At 73.9% G+C, this 15,728-nt stretch carries 16 protein-coding genes; 5 read left to right on the top strand and 11 right to left on the bottom strand.

The window, feature by feature from the left end:
* Window positions 1-2 precede the first annotated feature (2 nt).
* The 4 genes from AC07D6_RS07285 to AC07D6_RS07270 form a co-directional block, all read right to left on the bottom strand.
* On the bottom strand, window positions 3-992 hold the full coding sequence (locus AC07D6_RS07285) for a malate dehydrogenase (RefSeq protein WP_479042729.1): 990 nt from the start codon (window positions 990-992) through the stop codon (window positions 3-5).
* Between the two features lie 196 nt (window positions 993-1,188).
* A complete protein-coding gene (locus AC07D6_RS07280; protein ID WP_479042726.1) occupies window positions 1,189-2,271 on the bottom strand; it encodes a helix-turn-helix domain-containing protein in 1,083 nt (360 codons plus the stop codon).
* A 312-nt stretch (window positions 2,272-2,583) separates the two neighbouring features.
* Window positions 2,584-3,507, bottom strand: coding sequence for a DUF3017 domain-containing protein (locus tag AC07D6_RS07275; protein WP_479042723.1), 924 nt, complete (start codon window positions 3,505-3,507; stop codon window positions 2,584-2,586).
* A gap of 20 nt (window positions 3,508-3,527) precedes the next feature.
* Window positions 3,528-4,382, bottom strand: a complete 855-nt coding sequence (locus AC07D6_RS07270) for a bifunctional methylenetetrahydrofolate dehydrogenase/methenyltetrahydrofolate cyclohydrolase (RefSeq protein WP_315878331.1) — start codon at window positions 4,380-4,382, stop codon at window positions 3,528-3,530.
* 240 nt (window positions 4,383-4,622) lie between these two features.
* On the opposite strand from AC07D6_RS07270, the gene AC07D6_RS07265 reads away from it, so the two are divergent.
* On the top strand, window positions 4,623-5,168 hold the full coding sequence (locus AC07D6_RS07265; protein ID WP_315878332.1) for a hypothetical protein: 546 nt from the start codon (window positions 4,623-4,625) through the stop codon (window positions 5,166-5,168).
* A 191-nt stretch (window positions 5,169-5,359) separates the two neighbouring features.
* Here the strand turns inward: AC07D6_RS07265 and AC07D6_RS07260 are convergent, their stop codons facing one another.
* Window positions 5,360-5,563, bottom strand: a complete 204-nt coding sequence (locus AC07D6_RS07260) for a hypothetical protein (RefSeq protein WP_479042719.1) — start codon at window positions 5,561-5,563, stop codon at window positions 5,360-5,362.
* An 11-nt stretch (window positions 5,564-5,574) separates the two neighbouring features.
* On the bottom strand, window positions 5,575-5,823 hold the full coding sequence (locus AC07D6_RS07255; RefSeq protein WP_479042717.1) for a hypothetical protein: 249 nt from the start codon (window positions 5,821-5,823) through the stop codon (window positions 5,575-5,577).
* Window positions 5,824-5,940: 117 nt separating this feature from the next.
* Between AC07D6_RS07255 and AC07D6_RS07250 the strand changes: the two genes are divergently transcribed.
* Both AC07D6_RS07250 and AC07D6_RS07245 read left to right on the top strand, forming a co-directional pair.
* A complete protein-coding gene (locus AC07D6_RS07250; protein ID WP_479042714.1) occupies window positions 5,941-6,855 on the top strand; it encodes a helix-turn-helix domain-containing protein in 915 nt (304 codons plus the stop codon).
* Window positions 6,761-7,111, top strand: coding sequence for a DUF397 domain-containing protein (locus AC07D6_RS07245; protein WP_479042711.1), 351 nt, complete (start codon window positions 6,761-6,763; stop codon window positions 7,109-7,111). The genes AC07D6_RS07250 and AC07D6_RS07245 overlap by 95 nt, the downstream gene beginning before the upstream one ends.
* A gap of 70 nt (window positions 7,112-7,181) precedes the next feature.
* On the opposite strand, the gene purH is transcribed toward AC07D6_RS07245, so the two are convergent.
* On the bottom strand, window positions 7,182-8,735 hold the full coding sequence (gene purH, locus AC07D6_RS07240; RefSeq protein WP_315878338.1) for a bifunctional phosphoribosylaminoimidazolecarboxamide formyltransferase/IMP cyclohydrolase: 1,554 nt from the start codon (window positions 8,733-8,735) through the stop codon (window positions 7,182-7,184).
* Entirely contained in the window at window positions 8,722-9,357 is a 636-nt protein-coding gene (purN, locus tag AC07D6_RS07235; protein ID WP_479042708.1) for a phosphoribosylglycinamide formyltransferase, read from the bottom strand. Before purN ends, purH begins: the two co-directional genes overlap by 14 nt.
* A 257-nt stretch (window positions 9,358-9,614) precedes the next feature.
* On the opposite strand from purN, the gene AC07D6_RS07230 reads away from it, so the two are divergent.
* The gene (locus AC07D6_RS07230) at window positions 9,615-10,277 is read left to right on the top strand and encodes a hypothetical protein (RefSeq protein ID WP_479042706.1); all 663 of its coding nucleotides are present in this window, start codon (window positions 9,615-9,617) and stop codon (window positions 10,275-10,277) included.
* Window positions 10,278-10,713: 436 nt separating this feature from the next.
* Here the strand turns inward: AC07D6_RS07230 and AC07D6_RS07225 are convergent, their stop codons facing one another.
* Window positions 10,714-12,438 (bottom strand): cell division protein PerM, encoded by a 1,725-nt coding sequence (locus AC07D6_RS07225; RefSeq protein WP_479042704.1) that lies wholly within the window; start codon window positions 12,436-12,438, stop codon window positions 10,714-10,716.
* Window positions 12,439-12,566: 128 nt separating this feature from the next.
* Here AC07D6_RS07225 and AC07D6_RS07220 point away from each other — a divergent pair, with 128 nt between their 5' ends.
* The gene (locus AC07D6_RS07220) at window positions 12,567-13,466 is read left to right on the top strand and encodes an RNA polymerase sigma factor (RefSeq protein WP_479042702.1); all 900 of its coding nucleotides are present in this window, start codon (window positions 12,567-12,569) and stop codon (window positions 13,464-13,466) included.
* An 88-nt stretch (window positions 13,467-13,554) separates the two neighbouring features.
* Here the strand turns inward: AC07D6_RS07220 and sucD are convergent, their stop codons facing one another.
* Window positions 13,555-14,445: a succinate--CoA ligase subunit alpha gene (sucD, locus tag AC07D6_RS07215; RefSeq protein WP_315878343.1), complete on the bottom strand. Its 891-nt coding sequence runs from the start codon at window positions 14,443-14,445 to the stop codon at window positions 13,555-13,557.
* A 24-nt stretch (window positions 14,446-14,469) separates the two neighbouring features.
* On the bottom strand, window positions 14,470-15,648 hold the full coding sequence (sucC, locus tag AC07D6_RS07210; protein WP_010470782.1) for an ADP-forming succinate--CoA ligase subunit beta: 1,179 nt from the start codon (window positions 15,646-15,648) through the stop codon (window positions 14,470-14,472).
* Window positions 15,649-15,728 lie beyond the last annotated feature (80 nt).

Here is a 15,728-nt window from a genome sequence, read left to right as displayed (position 1 = left end):
GATCAGATGAGGCCGAGGCCGCGCACGGCGTCGCGCTCCTCCTCCAGCTCCTTCACCGACGCGTCGATGCGGGTGCGGGAGAACTCGTTGATGTCGAGGCCCTGGACGATCTCGTACTTGCCGTCCTTGCAGGTGACCGGGAAGGAGGAGATCAGACCCTCCGGCACGCCGTACGAGCCGTCGGACGGGATGCCCATGGAGGTCCAGTCGCCCTCGGCGGTGCCGTTGACCCACGTGTGGACGTGGTCGATGGCGGCGTTCGCGGCGGAGGCGGCGGAGGAGGCGCCACGGGCCTCGATGATGGCCGCGCCGCGCTTGGCGACGGTCGGGATGAACTCGTCGGCCAGCCACTTCTCGTCGTTGACGACCTCGGCGGCGTTCTTGCCGCCGACGGTGGCGTGGAAGATGTCCGGGTACTGCTTGGCGGAGTGGTTGCCCCAGATCGTCAGCCGCTTGATGTCGGAGACGGCGGCGCCGGTCTTGGCGGCGAGCTGCGAGATCGCGCGGTTGTGGTCGAGGCGGGTCATCGCGGTGAAGCGCTCGGCCGGTACGTCCGGGGCGGCGGCCTGGGCGATGAGGGCGTTGGTGTTGGCCGGGTTGCCGACGACGAGGACCCGGATGTCGTCCGCGGCGTGGTCGTTGATGGCCTTGCCCTGCGGCTTGAAGATGCCGCCGTTGGCCTCCAGCAGGTCGCCGCGCTCCATGCCCTTGGTGCGGGGGCGGGCGCCGACGAGGAGGGCGACGTTCGCGCCGTCGAAGGCGACGTTCGGGTCGTCGGTGATGTCGATGCCGCGCAGCAGCGGGAAGGCGCAGTCGTCGAGCTCCATGGCGGTGCCCTCGGCGGCCTTCAGGCCCTGCGGGATCTCCAGGAGGCGCAGCTTGACCGGCACGTCGGCGCCGAGCAGGTGACCGGAGGCGATGCGGAACAGCAGCGCGTAGCCGATCTGGCCGGCCGCGCCGGTGACGGTGACATTCACGGGAGTGCGGGTCATGTGCGATCTCCGTAAGACAGCTGGCGGTGGGGGTCCCTGCCCCGGGTGGCGGACGTCTTCCGCGCCGAGGATGCCCGGTGTCGCCGCGCACTCTCTCGACGTGGAGATATCCAGCGGTCAGGCTATCCGACCCGGCCCCCCTTGAACCCCCGCCCCCTTGTGGTCCAGCTCACCCGAACGGGTGGCCGTCGTACCGTCACGGGACCGCCGTGCAGCCCGTCGTGCCGCTGCGGAGCGTGGCGCAGGCGCCCGCGTCGGTACCCGCCGGGACGACGACCATCGGGGTGTACGCGTCGCCGTCGCCGTCGGCCGCGGCGCTCCGGGTGGCGCCCGCGGCGGTGACCACGACGGTGTCACCGGGGACGGCCCGGCTGATGCGGGCCCAGGCGGCGCCGCACGCGCTGCTGTAGCGGACCTCGACGAGGGCGGAGCCGACGATGGTGGACGCGACGGTGGAGCCGTACGACCCGCCGCAGCCCATGGCGTGCGGGTCCTGCCCGTCGCAGGCCCCGCGGTGGCAGCCGACGCCGACGGGGAGGCTCGGCGTGGCGGCGGGCTCGGGGTCGGTGGCCGCACCGGCGGCGGGCTCGGGCACCCGCTCCTCGCCGAGGCCCGAGAGGAAGAGGGCCGCGGCGAACACGAGGAGGGTGCCGAGGGCGCCGGCGAAGAACATGACGACGGTACGGCCGGCCCGCCGGGCGGGGGTGTCGTGCGCGGGCACGGGGGCGCGAACGGGCCCGGGATCGCCGTACGCGGGCGCGGGATCGCCGTGCGCGGGCTTGGGGTCGCCGTACGCGAGCGCGGGATCGCCGTACGCGGGCGAGGGGGCGCGGACGGCCCAGGGGTCGGTGCGCGCGGGCGCGGGGGCGCCGTGCGCGGGGGTGTGCGGCCCGCCGGCCTTCGCGCCGGGGGCGTGCGGGGCCGCCGCGCGCGGGGCGGCCGGAGTGCCGGGGACGGCGCGGGTCCGGTCGGCACGGACGGCCTCCGCGGTCCGGTCGCGGTGCTTCTCCGCGCGGCTCCAGGCGCGTTCGGCCAGCTCCCACAGGGTGGTCAGGTGCACCGGGTCCGTGCCGGTCGCCTCGGCCAGGGCCAGGACGGCGCCCTTGGGGGCGGGCGACCGCCCGTCCAGGTACCGCTCCCACGAGGCCGCGGCGTACCCCGTGCGGTCCGCGAGCGCGCCGGGCCCCAGCCCGCCCCGGTCCACCAGCCTGCGCAGCGTGTCGGCGAACTCCCTTATTCGCGGGTCCAGTTCCTCCGGCAGCGCCTTCCAGCGAGGCATGCTCCCCCCTCTTGTTCCCGAACGCCCCGGACCGCCCGGACCGTCCGGCGCGCCCGTGGGGACGCGCGGGCCCAGGATGACAGTTCCGGCAACCGGTTTCCCAGTTGTGGCCCGGTGCTCACACAGTTCCGGAATGGTCACTTCCGTGCCACAGAGGCAAAGCACCCCTTGATCGGGTTTGGCGCGTCCATGACCCTGTTGGTGTGCGGCGCCCGTCCTGTACTCGGGGGAGGGGACGGGTGCCGCCGCCCGGGCCGCCGTGCCGGGCACCGCGGGTCAGGCCGCTGCCGACGCGGTGACGGCCGGCGGCCCCTACCGCACGGTGAAGCGGACCACTTCCTTCAGGAACGGGATCTCCAGCCACGGTTCGGGCTGGGTCATCAGGGCGAAGAGGACGATGCCGCCGCCCAGCACCCCGTACGTGATCATGTCGGTGAACCGGGACCGTACGGCGAGCATCCCGACGGACGGCAGCGCACGCCGCAGCCCGGCGCCCGTCAGCAGCGCGGCGCCGATCAGCAGCGCCCCGATCCGCGGCGCGTGCGGGAACAGGTCGGTGCCGATGACCAGCAGCCCGAGCGCGGTGAGCCCGAGCACGGTGAGCAGCGGCCACTGGCGCGCGGGCGCGGGAGCGTCGCCGGGGGCGGCCCGCCCGCCCCCTTCGGGCCGGACGGTCCCCTCGGTCACGGTGGGCGGACGCCGCGAGGCGCCCGGCGCGGACGCGCCGTCCTGCGGGCCGGTGTCCGGCACGGCGCCGGCGGGTGCGCCGGACCGGGCCGTGCTTCTGCGGGCGGCGCCTCCGCCGTCGCCTCCCTGAGCGGGGTTCACCGAACCGGGCGCCCCGCCCTCGGCGGAGCCGCGTCCCGACGACGCCCTGGCCCTCGCCGGCCCGTCCCCCGGACGTCCCGACACCGCCACGGCCCCCGCCACGGCGGCACCGGCCGTCGCGAGCGCCTCGGCGGCGGTGGCGGCATCGGCACCGACCTCGCGCGAAGCGGCAGCCGGCACGCCGTCGCCCTCACCGGACCCGGCCCCGGTACCGGCGGACCCGGCGGTACCGGACTCGGCGGACCCGGCACCGGCACCCGCGGCAGCGGTGACCGCCGCCGCGGGCTCGGCCGCCGCGTCCGCGGCACCCGGCTCGGCGGCCGAGCCCGCCCCGGCGCCCGCCTCCGGGGCGGGAGGGGGCGTACCCGGAGGGGCGGAGTCCTCGGTGGCGGATCCGTCGTTCGGCATGGGGTGGGCCTCTCCGGGTGTCAGAGCGCCGCGCGCTCGGCCGCCTCGACGACGTTCACCAGCAACTGCGCGCGCGTCATCGGGCCGACGCCGCCCGGGTTCGGGGCGACCCAGCCGGCCACCTCGCGCACGCCCGGGTGCACATCGCCCATGATCCTGCCGCTCTCGTCCCGGCTCACGCCCACGTCCAGCACGGCCGCGCCCGGCTTGATGTCCTCCGGCTTGATCAGGTGCGGCACGCCCGCCGCGGCGACCACGATGTCGGCCTGCCGCAGGTACGCGGACAGGTCCCGCGTACCCGTGTGGCACTGCGTCACCGTCGCGTTCTCCGAGCGCCGGGTCAGCAGCAGCGGCATCGGGCGCCCGATCGTCACGCCGCGCCCCACGACCACCACGTGCGCCCCGGCGATCTCCACGCCGTGCCGCCGCAGCAGCGTCACGATGCCCGCCGGCGTGCAGGGCAGCGGCGCGGGCTCGCCGAGCACCAGCCGCCCCAGGTTCATGGGGTGCAGGCCGTCCGCGTCCTTCTCCGGGTCCATCAGCTCCAGCACCCGGTTGGTGTCCACGCCCTTCGGCAGCGGGAGCTGCACGATGTAGCCGGTGCACGCGGGGTCCTCGTTCAGCTCGCGGACCACCGCCTCGATGTCCTCCTGCGTCGCCGTCGCGGGCAGCTCCCGCTGGATCGACGCGATGCCCACCTGGGCGCAGTCGCGGTGCTTGCCGGCCACGTACTTCTGGCTGCCGACGTCGTCGCCCACCAGCAGCGTTCCGAGCCCCGGCGTGATGCCCCTGGCCTTCAGGTCCGCCACCCGGGCGGTCAGGTCGGACTTGATCGCTGCGGCCGTTGCCTTGCCGTCGAGAATCTGGGCGCTCATGTGCCCATACTCGCGGATGACCCCCGCCCTCTTCCAATTCCGGGTCCCCGGCCCAGGTCGGAGAGGTTGCGTCTGCACAACGGTCTCCCTTATCGACTGGACAAGAAGCGGATGTCAATACCACGATGACGGCGCAATGCCGCGGGCAGTGCCGGGGGGACGATGCGGCGCGTACTTGGGTGCGGTCAGTTCCTCCGCGCGGACCGCGCGTCCCCGCACGACCCACGGAGGAACCCCGCCATGAGTTTCGGCGACCCCAACAACCCCTACGGCCAGCAGCAGCCCCCTCAGCCCGGCTACGGCTACCCGCAGGCCCCGCCGGTCCAGCCGTACGGCGCGGGCGCCGGCTACCCGGCCCCGCCGATGGAGATGCCCGGCGGCGCCAAGGCGGGCCGCATCTTCGTGTGGGTGGTCATCGCCCTCCAGCTCGTCTTCGCCGTCTACGCGTTCACCCAGATGGGCGCCGTCGAGGAGGCCGTGAACCAGAGCGGCACGGGCCTGTCGAGCACCGAGACCGAGATCGCCTCGGACATCGGCAAGGGCATCGTCGCCGTCTTCGCCGTCTTCGCCCTGATCTTCGCCGCCCTCGGCCTGATCATCGCGCTCAAGTGGGCGAAGGGCGGCAGCTCCGTCCGCACCTGCGCGATCGTCTGGGGTTCGTTCGCCATCGTCGGCGGCATCTTCCAGATGCCGATCGGCATAGCGACGATCGTCTTCGCGATCCTGCTGATCGTGTTCGCCGCCAAGGGCGACACCGCGGCCTGGTTCAAGCGCCCGCGCCACTGATCCCGCCGGTCCCGCACGAAGGCCGTGGCCCCGAGCTCCGCTCGCGTGGGCCACGGCCTTCGCCGTGCCGCCGTGCCGCCCGTATCGCTGTGCCGCCGTACCGCCCGTACTGCTGCACCGCTGTGCCGCTCGTGCTGCCGTACCGCTGTGCCGCCGCACGCCTGTACCGCCCGTACTACCGCAGTCCCCTGTCAATGCCCCCGCTCCGCGTACGTCCGCACCACCCGGATCGCCCGGCCCCGCCCCAGCACGTACGCGTTGCCGTCCTCGAACTCCAGCCGCCTCCGGTCCGGCCGCACCTGCCGTACGCCGCTCACCGTGTGTGGCAGCCCGCCCACCGTGATCACGTCTCCCACCCGCACCTGGTCCCCCGTGACCTCCAGGGTCCGCACCATGAGCCCGGGCATCAGCGGCCGCCGTCCGCGGCCGTACGGCCCGCACCCGACAGCGCCTCCGCCAGCCGGCGGGCCGTCTTCGGCGCGCACCGCCCCAACTCCACGAGCGGGTACGGCGGATCGGCGGCCAGCGAGACGCAGTCCAGGCCCAACGACGGCAGCGTGATCCCCGCCTCGGACAGTGCGGCGCGCAGCTCGTCGCACGCCTCCTCCGCCTCCCTGACCCGCTCGGCCGACGCCTCCCGTTCGGCGATTCCCATGCGCGTTGCCCCTTTCCGGTTCACTTCGCTCTTCCGTACTCTCAGCATCGGCAGGTAGCGCTACGTTCACCAGGGGTAACGACTTTCGACGCGGTGAGCGGAAACCGGGGAACAGGCATGCCCACAGCCAAAGCACTCGATCCGAGCGAGTCCCTTTCGGCCCTCTTCGGCGCGAGGTTACGGAAACTGCGCCACCGCGCCGGCCTGACGCAGCGGCAGCTCGGGGCGATGATCCCGATCGCCCACAGCATGATCGCGCGATTCGAACTGGGTACGGAGACCCCGACGCAGCAGGTCGTCGAGGCCCTCGACCGCCTCCTGCACGCGGACGGCGACCTCGTGGACCTGTGGCTCCACGTGGTACGCACACCGATCCCGGACTGGGCGCGGAAGTACATGCTCCTGGAGCAGCAGGCGCACAAGATCCAGACGTATTCGGCGCACAGCGTGCATGGCTTGCTCCAAACTCGGGCCTATGCGCGGGCGCTGCTGACTGCGGCCGTACCGTCGGTTGGCAACCGACTGGAGAACTTACTGGAAGCACGACTTGCCCGTCAGGCCACGCTGTACCACGACGGGGCACCAGTACTGTGGGTCATCCTCGACGAGTCCGTGATCCGGCGTCCCATCGGCGGCAGAGCGGTGATGCAGGAACAGCTTGGCCATCTGCTGTCTGTATCCGAAGCGTTGGCCAACGTTACGCTGCAAGTGCTCCCCTACGACCAGGGCGCTCATCCCGTCCTGGGCGGCTCGCTCACAGTGTTGTCGTTCTACAACCGATCAGGTGTCGCGTATCGAGAGAACTCACACTCCGGGGAACTGATCGAACACGCTGGGAAGGTCGCCCAATGCGCCCTAGCATTCGATCACTTGCTGGCTCAGGCACTGTCGCCGCAAGCTTCAGCCCGCCTGATCCGAACCGTAATGGAGGACTTCCGTGACCCACGTCTCCCGACCCGACCTCAGCGCCGCCGCCTGGCGCAAGTCCAGCTACAGCAACACGCAGGGCGGCGAGTGCGTCGAGGTCGCTGACGGCTACACCGGCGTCGTTCCCGTACGCGACAGCAAGAACCCCCACCACCCCGCCCTCGTCGTCTCCGACGGCGCTTGGGGGGCGTTCGTCGAATGGCGCAAGTCCAGCTACAGCAACCAGGCGGGCGGGGACTGCGTCGAGGTCGCCGACGGCCTCCCCGGGCTCGTTCCCGTGCGGGACAGCAAGGACCCCGCCCGACCCGGGCTGGTCGTCTCGGACGGCGCCTGGGACGCGTTCGTCGACTCGCTCGCGTAGCCGCCGTACCGACGCGGCCGGGGCCGCCCGGTGAGTGCCGGGCGGCCCCAGTGCGTCGGTGACGGGACGGTCAGTGGAAGAAGTGGCGCGTGCCCGTGAAGTACATGGTCACGCCCGCCTTCTTCGCGGCCTCGACGACCAGCTCGTCGCGGACGGAGCCGCCCGGCTGGACGACGGCCTTCACGCCGGCGGCGGTGAGGATCTCCAGGCCGTCCGGGAAGGGGAAGAACGCGTCGGACGCGGCGTACGAGCCGCGCGCCCGCTCCTCGCCGGCCCGCTCGACGGCCAGCTTGGCGGAGTCGACGCGGTTGACCTGGCCCATGCCGACGCCGACGCTGGCGCCGTCCTTGGCGAGGAGGATCGCGTTCGACTTGACGGCGCGGCAGGCGCGCCAGGCGAAGGCCAGCTCGGCCAGCTCCGCCTCGGACAGGGCCTCGCCGGTGGCGAGGGTCCACGCGGCCGGGTCGTCGCCCTCCGCCTGGAGGCGGTCGGTGACCTGGAGGAGCGCGCCGCCGTCGATCGGCTTGACCTCGACGGGCGCGGACGGCGCCTCCGGGCAGCGCAGGACGCGGATGTTCTTCTTGCGGGCGAGGACCTCGACCGCGCCGTCCTCGTAGTCGGGGGCGACGATGACCTCGGTGAAGATCTCCGCGACCTGCTCGGCCATGGCGACGGACACCGGGCGGTTGACGGCGATGACGCCGCCGAACGCGGACAGCGGGTCGCAGGCGTGGGCCTTGCGGTGGGCCTCCGCGACGTCCGCGCCGACGGCGATGCCGCACGGGTTGGCGTGCTTGATGATCGCGACGCACGGCTCGGCGTGGTCGTAGGCGGCGCGGCGGGCGGCGTCGGTGTCCGTGTAGTTGTTGTAGGACATCTCCTTGCCGTGCAGCTGCTCCGCCTCGGCCAGGCCGCCCTTGCCGTCGACGTAGAGCGCGGCGCCCTGGTGGGGGTTCTCGCCGTACCGCAGGACGCTCTGGCGGGCGTACGTGGCGCCCATGAAGTCGGGGAACGCCGACTCGTCGGCCGGGGCGTACGAGGACGCGAACCAGGAGGCGACGGCCACGTCGTACGCGGCGGTGTGCTGGAACGCCTCGGCGGCGAGCCGCTTGCGGGCCGCCAGGTCGAAGCCGCCGGCCGCGGCGGCGGCGAGGACGTCGCCGTACCGGGCCGGGGAGGTGACGACCGCGACGGACGGGTGGTTCTTCGCGGCGGCGCGGACCATGGAGGGGCCGCCGATGTCGATCTGCTCGACGCACTCGTCGGGGGCGGCGCCGGACGCGACGGTCGCCTCGAACGGGTACAGGTTCACGACGACCAGGTCGAACGGCTCCACGCCCAGCTCGGCGAGCTGCTCGCGGTGCGCGTCGAGGCGCAGGTCGGCGAGGATCCCCGCGTGCACGCGCGGGTGGAGCGTCTTGACGCGGCCGTCCAGGCACTCGGGGAAGCCGGTCAGCTCCTCGACCTTGGTGACCGGGACGCCGGCGGCGGCGATCTTCGCGGCCGTGGAGCCCGTGGAGACCAGCTCGACGCCCGCCTCGTGCAGGCCGCGGGCCAGCTCCTCCAGCCCCGTCTTGTCGTAGACACTGATCAACGCGCGACGGATGGGCTTATTCACCGACATGAACCTTTCGTCCCTCAATGCGGTAGCCGTGCCGGGCGAGACGCCCCACGACCTCGACGAGCAGCGTGCGCTCGACTTCCTTGATGCGCTCGTGGAGAGCGGCTTCGTCGTCCGTGTCCCGCACCTCGACCACGCCCTGGGCGATGATCGGGCCGGTGTCGACGCCGTCGTCGACGAAGTGGACGGTGCATCCGGTGACCTTCGCGCCGTACGCGAGCGCGTCCCGCACTCCGTGGGCACCGGGGAAACTGGGCAGCAGCGCGGGGTGGGTGTTGACGGTCCGCCCGCCGAAGCGCGCCAGGAACTCCTTCCCGACGATCTTCATGAAGCCGGCCGAGACGACGAGGTCCGGCTCGTACGCGGCCGTGGCCTCGGCCAGCGCGCGGTCCCACTCGTCACGCGTCGCGTAGTCCTTCACCCGGCGGACGAACGTCGGCACCCCGGCGCGCTCCGCCCGCTCCAGGCCCGCGATGCCGGTGCGGTCGGCGCCGACGGCGACGACGCGGACCCGGGAGCCGTACCCCTCGGGGTCGGCGGCGATCGCGTCGAGGAGCGCCTGGAGGTTCGTTCCGGAGCCGGAGACCAGGACGACGATGCGGGCGGCGGGGGCGGCGGGGGCCACGGGGGGACTCTTTTCGCGTGAGCAGTACGTGCGATGTGCGGCTTTGTACGGTCGTACGAACGCGTCGTGTACTCCGATACGGGGAACTCTACGAACGCGCCGACCGTCAGCAACGATACCGGCACACCACACCTCCCCCACGGGACGGGGGCCGGGACGAGCGGTAGCGTCTGGTGCGGAACCGTTCCCCGCGCCGCCGACAGAGCAGGCCGACGGGGAGCGGACGGATCACGACAACAGGGGAAGACGTTCACCACATGCCGGACCGAGGCCGCCAGTCCACCGACGACAGCAACCCGTTCGCGCCGCCGCCGGAGGGGAGCCCGGACCAGCCCTGGCAGCCGCGCCGCCCGGCGGACGGGGGCGACGGGTCCGGCACCTCCGGGGACGGCGGGGGCGGCGAAGGAGGCCGGGACGGCCGCGAGGGGCGCTGGGGCAGCCGCTGGAGCCCGCGCCAGCCGGGCCGCTCCTCGGACGACTTCGGCGGCGAGCCGTCCCGGCAGGGGCGCCCGCAGCAGGACGGGCCGCAGTTGCGCTGGGACCCGACCGACCCGTCGCAGCGGCGTGCGCGGTACGCACTGCTGTCGGGCATGTGGGGCTTCTTCTTCGCGGTCTTCGACTTCCCGGAGCTGGCCCTGCTGCTGGGCGCGCTGGCCCTGTACTGGGGCATCAGCTCGCTGCGCGAGCGGAACCGCGGCGAGACGGCCGCGACGGCGGTGAAGTCGCAGACGACGGCGGCGGTGAGCGGTCTGATCACGGGTGCGCTGGCGTTGGTCATCGTGGCGACGATGTTCACCTTCCAACTGGTGTACCGGGACTTCTACACCTGCGTGGACGACGCCCTGACCAAGGACGGCCAGCTCTCCTGCAACGAGCGGCTCCCCGACCCGCTGCGCGACCTCGTCGGCGTCAAGCAGTAGGACCGGCCCTACCCCCCTTCCCCCTACCCCCCTCCCCCCTCGCACATCGGGGCCCCCGCCCGGCCGCTCCGGCGGTGGCGCGGGCCCTACCGTCCGGGCGCCGGCGACCGTCCGGGGCCCCGCGCGGGCGGCGCCGACCGCCCGGTGGGCGTACGCGCGGGTCGTGCGCACGCCGTGAGGCGGTCGGCGGGCGGGCGCGGGTGGTGAGGCGGGCGTACGCGGGTGGGCCCGGGCGGTGAGGCGACCAACGGGCGTACGCGCGCGGTACGCGGGGGGTGGGGCGGTCGGTGGGCGGCCCGGTCCCGCAAGGCGGCTGGGCGTGTTTCGCGGAGGGCCGCGGGGACGTGATGGCGGCCTCACCGGGGCGGGTCCGCGGGCTCACCGGGGCGGGCCGCGCGGGTCGGTTCCAGCCGGGCCGGCGCCGGCGCCCCGGGACCTACGGCCTGCCCGGTGGTTCGTCGGCCCGCTGCTCGACGGTCCGCGGCTCGACGGTCCGTGATTCCTCGGCCCCCGGCTTGTCGACCTGCGGCCCGTCGGCCCGCGGTTCGACGGCTCGCGGCGCCTCGGCCTGCGGCTCGACGGTCCGCGGTTCGTCGGCCCTCGGCTCGTCGACCTGTGGCCCGTCGGCCCGTGGCTCGACGGCTCGCGGCCCCTCGGCCTGCGGCCCGTCGGCCCGTGGCGCCTCGGGCTCCGGCCGGGCGGCGGTCGGCGGTCGCTGCCTCGGGTCCTCCGGCAGGGGGAGCGGGGACACCCGGGACAGCGGGGGCAAGGGGGGCAGCGGGGACAGCGGGGAGAGCGGCGGGGCCTCCGCCAGGCGGGCCTCCGTCGTCCGGACGCGCCAGGCGCGCAGCGCCAACGCCGTCGGTACGGCCACCAGCGCCGTCCAGGCCAGGGCCGCCGCCCCCGCCTGCCACCACACCGGCCCGAAGGCCGACAGCCGACCCCTCCCCAGCGGCCCCGACGCCGCCGCCGCGAGCACCGCCGTCGCCCCGCCGCACACCACCGCCGCCAACCCCGCGGCCCCCGCCGTACGGCGCGCGCTCCACGCCTCGTCGCGGCGGACCAGCGGCGGCGCCGCCTCCCCCGCCGTACACCACCCCGCGACCGCCCCGGCCACCAGCGGCACCACGGCCGCCGCCCACGTCGCCCAGCCGCCCCGCGTGCCGACCGGCACGGCCGCCAGCAGCGGGAAGTCCGGGACGGCCGGCACCCCCACCACCCCCAGCGGCGTCACCACCGCGCCCGTGCCCAACGCGAACCCGGGCCCCAGGCCGTACGCCGCGCCCCACACCGCCGCGTTCGGCAGCAGCGCCAGCGCCAGCGCCAGGACCGCCGCCCGCCCGCCCCAGTCACCCGTCAGGCCGAGCAGCGAACCGCGGGCCACCCCCCAGTGCCCCACCAGCGACCCCGCCACCAGCAGCGCGCCCCCCACCAGCAGCACCAGCAGCGCCCCGCCCGCCGCCCGCGCCGCGACCAGGGACCGGGTCCGCGCCGGTGCCCGCCGCACCCGCACGGGCAGCCACTCCGGCAGCGGCCCGAGCGGCCGCCCGTACGCGCTCCACGCCCCGGCCGCCGCCGCCAGCGCCACGACTGGCGGAACGTGCCCGGCCGCACTCAGCGGATCCGCCTCCAGGGGCCCGCCCGTCGCGTACAGGAAGGCCCCCAGGGCGACCACGGCGTATCCGGCGGTCACCGCGCACACCGTCCCGGTCGGCGTCGTCCTCGGCCGCGTACCGCCCGGCTCCAGGGCGTCGCGCGCGGTCCGGTACGCCAGCCACACCGGCAGCACGGCCGGCAGCAGCGGGACGACGCCCACCGGGGCCGGGGTGCCGGACAGCGTCTCCGGGCGGACCAGTTCCACGCCGTGCGCCAGCAGCCACAGCCCCGCCGCGACGTGCAGGGCCACGTCGGGGCCCCTGTCGGGGTACGGGGAACCGATCCACGCGGCGGTGACGAGGACGGCGAACGCGGCGAGGCCCAGCCCCGCCGCGATCACCCCGCGCGCGAGGGCCATCCCCGCCACGGCGGCGGGTCGGACGCCGTACACGACGGGCTGCGACTCGACGGGGACCACCGCCCCGGGCCCGGGGCCGAGCACGGAGGCGGAGGCGGAGGCAGAAGGGGAGGGGGAGGCGGAGGGGGACGAAGCGGAATCGGACACGGGAGCGGTCACACGAACATGCTGCCAACGACACGCGCTGTAGCCGTGCAACAGGCGGATGTCCGCTGTGTCGCTCAATATACGTTTATGTACTTTTCCGCTACGCAGAGTGTTCGCGGAGGCAGGCGATGACGCAGGGCACGATCGGCGGGGCGCGGGCGGCCACGGCGCCGGACCCGCCGCCCGGAGGGGTGGACGCGCCCGGACCGGGGACGGCGACCGCGCCGCCCGCGACCCCCGTCGAGGCGTTCGACGCGCTGTACGCGTACGCCGCGCCCGGCCTCGTACGGCAGGCGTACGTCCTCACCGGACGGCGGGGGCTGGCGCGGGAGGCCGTCGAGTACGCCTTCCACCGGGCCTGGGACCGCTGGCCCGAGGTCGCCGTCGACCGGGACCCCGGGGGGTGGGTGCGGGCCGCCGCGCACGACTACGCCCTCTCCCCCTGGCACCGGCTGCGGCGCGCGCACCGGCGCCCCGACCCGCCCGCCGGGGGCGCCACGACGCGGGCGCTGCGCGACGCCCTGCTGGAGCTGCCCGCCCCGTACCGGCGGACGCTCCTCCTCTACGACGGGCTGGGCGTGGGCCTTCCGGAGGTGGCCGCCGAGACGGAGGCCAGCAGTCCGGCCGCCGCGCAGCGGCTGCTGCACGCGCGCGAGGCGGTCGCGGAGCGGGTGCCGGCCCTGACGGAACCGGAGGCGCTGCGGGAGCGGCTGGCGGAGCTGCTGGAGCAGGGCGCGGCGACGACGCTGGCCACACCGGGGACGGTGCGCGCGGGCGGGGAGCGGCGGGTGTGGCTGTGGACGCGCGGGACGGCGGCGCTGTCGGCGCTGATCGTCACGGCGACGGCGTTCACGCTGGCGACGGCGCCCACCCGGTACGAGCCGCCGCTGGCGCCGGGCGAGGCGGTGGCGGGGGTGCCGGTGCTGAGCGGGCCGGAGCGGCTGACGCGGCAGGACGAGGAGCTCCGGTCCCACCTGGAACGGGAACCGGTGAAGGGCCCGGTCCGGCTGGTCCCGTCACCGTACTAGGCCCCCGCGACCAGACCCCGTACGCGAAGCGGGCCCGCCTCCCGGAGTACCGGGGGCGGGCCCGCTTCGGAGCGTGCTCACACGGGTGTCACGCCTGGGCGTTCAGGATCTCGCGAGCCAGCTTGGCCGTCTCGGTCGGCGTCTTGCCGACCTTGACGCCGGCGGCCTCAAGGGCCTCCTTCTTCGCCTGCGCCGTACCGGACGAGCCGGAGACGATCGCGCCGGCGTGGCCCATCGTCTTGCCCTCGGGCGCGGTGAAGCCCGCGACGTAGCCGACGACCGGCTTCGTCACGTTCGCCTTGATGAAGTCGGCCGCGCGCTCCTCCGCGTCACCGCCGATCTCACCGATCATGACGATCAGCTCGGTCTCCGGGTCGGCCTCGAAGGCCGCGAGCGCGTCGATGTGGGTGGTGCCGATGACCGGGTCGCCACCGATGCCGACGCACGACGAGAAGCCGATGTCGCGCAGCTCGTACATCATCTGGTAGGTCAGCGTGCCGGACTTCGACACGAGGCCGATCTTGCCCGGCTTGGTGATGTCGCCGGGGATGATGCCCGCGTTGGACTGGCCGGGCGTGATCAGGCCGGGGCAGTTCGGGCCGATGATGCGGGTCTTGTTGCCCTTCGACTTCGCGTACGCCCAGAAGGCGGCGGAGTCGTGGACGGCGATGCCCTCGGTGATGACGACCGCGAGGGGGATCTCGGCGTCGATGGCCTCGACGACGGCGGCCTTGGCGAAGGCCGGCGGCACGAAGAGGACGGAGACGTCGGCGCCCGTCTTCTCCATCGCCTCGGCGACCGTGCCGAAGACCGGTACCTCGGTGCCGTCGAAGTCGACGGTCGTACCGGCCTTGCGCGGGTTCACGCCACCGACGATGTTGGTGCCGTCACCGAGCATGAGCTTGGTGTGCTTCATGCCCGTGGCGCCGGTCATGCCCTGGACGATGACCTTGCTGTCCTTGGTGAGGAAGATAGCCATGGTGTGTCTGTGACCTCGTCCCTTTTACTTCGCAGCCGCGAGCTCGGCGGCCTTGTCGGCCGCGCCGTCCATGGTGTCCACGCGCTGCACCAGCGGGTGGTTGGCGTCCGACAGGATCTTGCGACCCAGCTCCGCGTTGTTGCCGTCGAGGCGCACGACCAGCGGCTTGGTGACTTCCTCGCCCTTGGACTTGAGGAGCTCCAGGGCCTGGACGATGCCGTTGGCGACCTCGTCGCAGGCGGTGATGCCGCCGAAGACGTTGACGAACACGGACTTGACGTCCGGGTCGCCGAGGATGATCTCCAGGCCGTTCGCCATGACCTCGGCGGAGGCGCCGCCGCCGATGTCCAGGAAGTTGGCCGGCTTCACGCCGCCGTGCGCCTCACCGGCGTACGCGACGACGTCCAGGGTGGACATGACCAGGCCCGCGCCGTTGCCGATGATGCCGACCTCGCCGTCGAGCTTGACGTAGTTGAGGCCCTTCGCCTTGGCGGCGGCCTCGAGCGGGTTGGCGGCGGCCTTGTCCTCCAGCGCCTCGTGCTCGGGCTGGCGGAAGTCGGCGTTGGCGTCCAGGGAGACCTTGCCGTCGAGGGCCAGGATGTCGCCGGAGGCGACCTTGGCGAGCGGGTTCACCTCGACGAGGAGGGCGTCCTCCGCGACGAACGTCTTCCACAGGGTCACGAGGACCTCGGCGACCTTCTCGGCGACCTCGGCCGGGAACTTCGCCTGCGCGACGATCTCGCGGGCCTTCTCGATCGTGACGCCCTCGTTGGCGTCGACCGGGACCTTCGCGAGGGCCTCGGGCTTGGTGGCCGCGACCTCCTCGATGTCCATGCCGCCCTCGACGGACGCCATGGCCAGGAAGGTGCGGTTCGTACGGTCGAGGAGGTACGAGACGTAGTACTCCTCGACGATCTCCGGGGCCGTCTCGGCGATCATGACCTTGTGGACCGTGTGGCCCTTGATGTCCATGCCGAGGATCTGCTGGGCCTTCTCGACCGCGTCCTGCGGGTCCGAGGCCAGCTTGACGCCGCCGGCCTTGCCACGGCCGCCGACCTTGACCTGCGCCTTGACGACCGACTTGCCGCCCAGCCGCTCCGTCGCCTCGCGCGCCGCCTCAGGCGTGTCGATGACTTCACCGGCCAGCACCGGTACACCGTGCTTGGCGAAGAGGTCCCTCGCCTGGTACTCGAACAGGTCCACGCGCGTCCGTCCCTTTTCTGGTGATCGCGGTTCGTTGTCATGCGTGGGCGTGCCGCGCGCCCGTCACACGGGCGGAGGGC

Source organism: Streptomyces sp. NPDC045287 (assembly GCF_056432325.1).
Note: the sequence above shows the minus strand (reverse complement) of the source record. Positions and strands in the feature narration are given on the sequence as shown.

Coding starts and splice junctions, on each gene's coding strand:
- AC07D6_RS07285 (WP_479042729.1), bottom strand. CDS start 992: ATGACCCGCACTCCCGTGAATGTCACCGTCACCGGCGCGGCCGGCCAG.
- AC07D6_RS07280 (WP_479042726.1), bottom strand. CDS start 2,271: ATGCCTCGCTGGAAGGCGCTGCCGGAGGAACTGGACCCGCGAATAAGG.
- AC07D6_RS07275 (WP_479042723.1), bottom strand. CDS start 3,507: ATGCCGAACGACGGATCCGCCACCGAGGACTCCGCCCCTCCGGGTACG.
- AC07D6_RS07270 (WP_315878331.1), bottom strand. CDS start 4,382: ATGAGCGCCCAGATTCTCGACGGCAAGGCAACGGCCGCAGCGATCAAG.
- AC07D6_RS07265 (WP_315878332.1), top strand. CDS start 4,623: ATGAGTTTCGGCGACCCCAACAACCCCTACGGCCAGCAGCAGCCCCCT.
- AC07D6_RS07260 (WP_479042719.1), bottom strand. CDS start 5,563: ATGGTGCGGACCCTGGAGGTCACGGGGGACCAGGTGCGGGTGGGAGAC.
- AC07D6_RS07255 (WP_479042717.1), bottom strand. CDS start 5,823: ATGGGAATCGCCGAACGGGAGGCGTCGGCCGAGCGGGTCAGGGAGGCG.
- AC07D6_RS07250 (WP_479042714.1), top strand. CDS start 5,941: ATGCCCACAGCCAAAGCACTCGATCCGAGCGAGTCCCTTTCGGCCCTC.
- purH (WP_315878338.1), bottom strand. CDS start 8,735: ATGTCGGTGAATAAGCCCATCCGTCGCGCGTTGATCAGTGTCTACGAC.
- AC07D6_RS07230 (WP_479042706.1), top strand. CDS start 9,615: ATGCCGGACCGAGGCCGCCAGTCCACCGACGACAGCAACCCGTTCGCG.
- AC07D6_RS07220 (WP_479042702.1), top strand. CDS start 12,567: ATGACGCAGGGCACGATCGGCGGGGCGCGGGCGGCCACGGCGCCGGAC.
- sucD (WP_315878343.1), bottom strand. CDS start 14,445: ATGGCTATCTTCCTCACCAAGGACAGCAAGGTCATCGTCCAGGGCATG.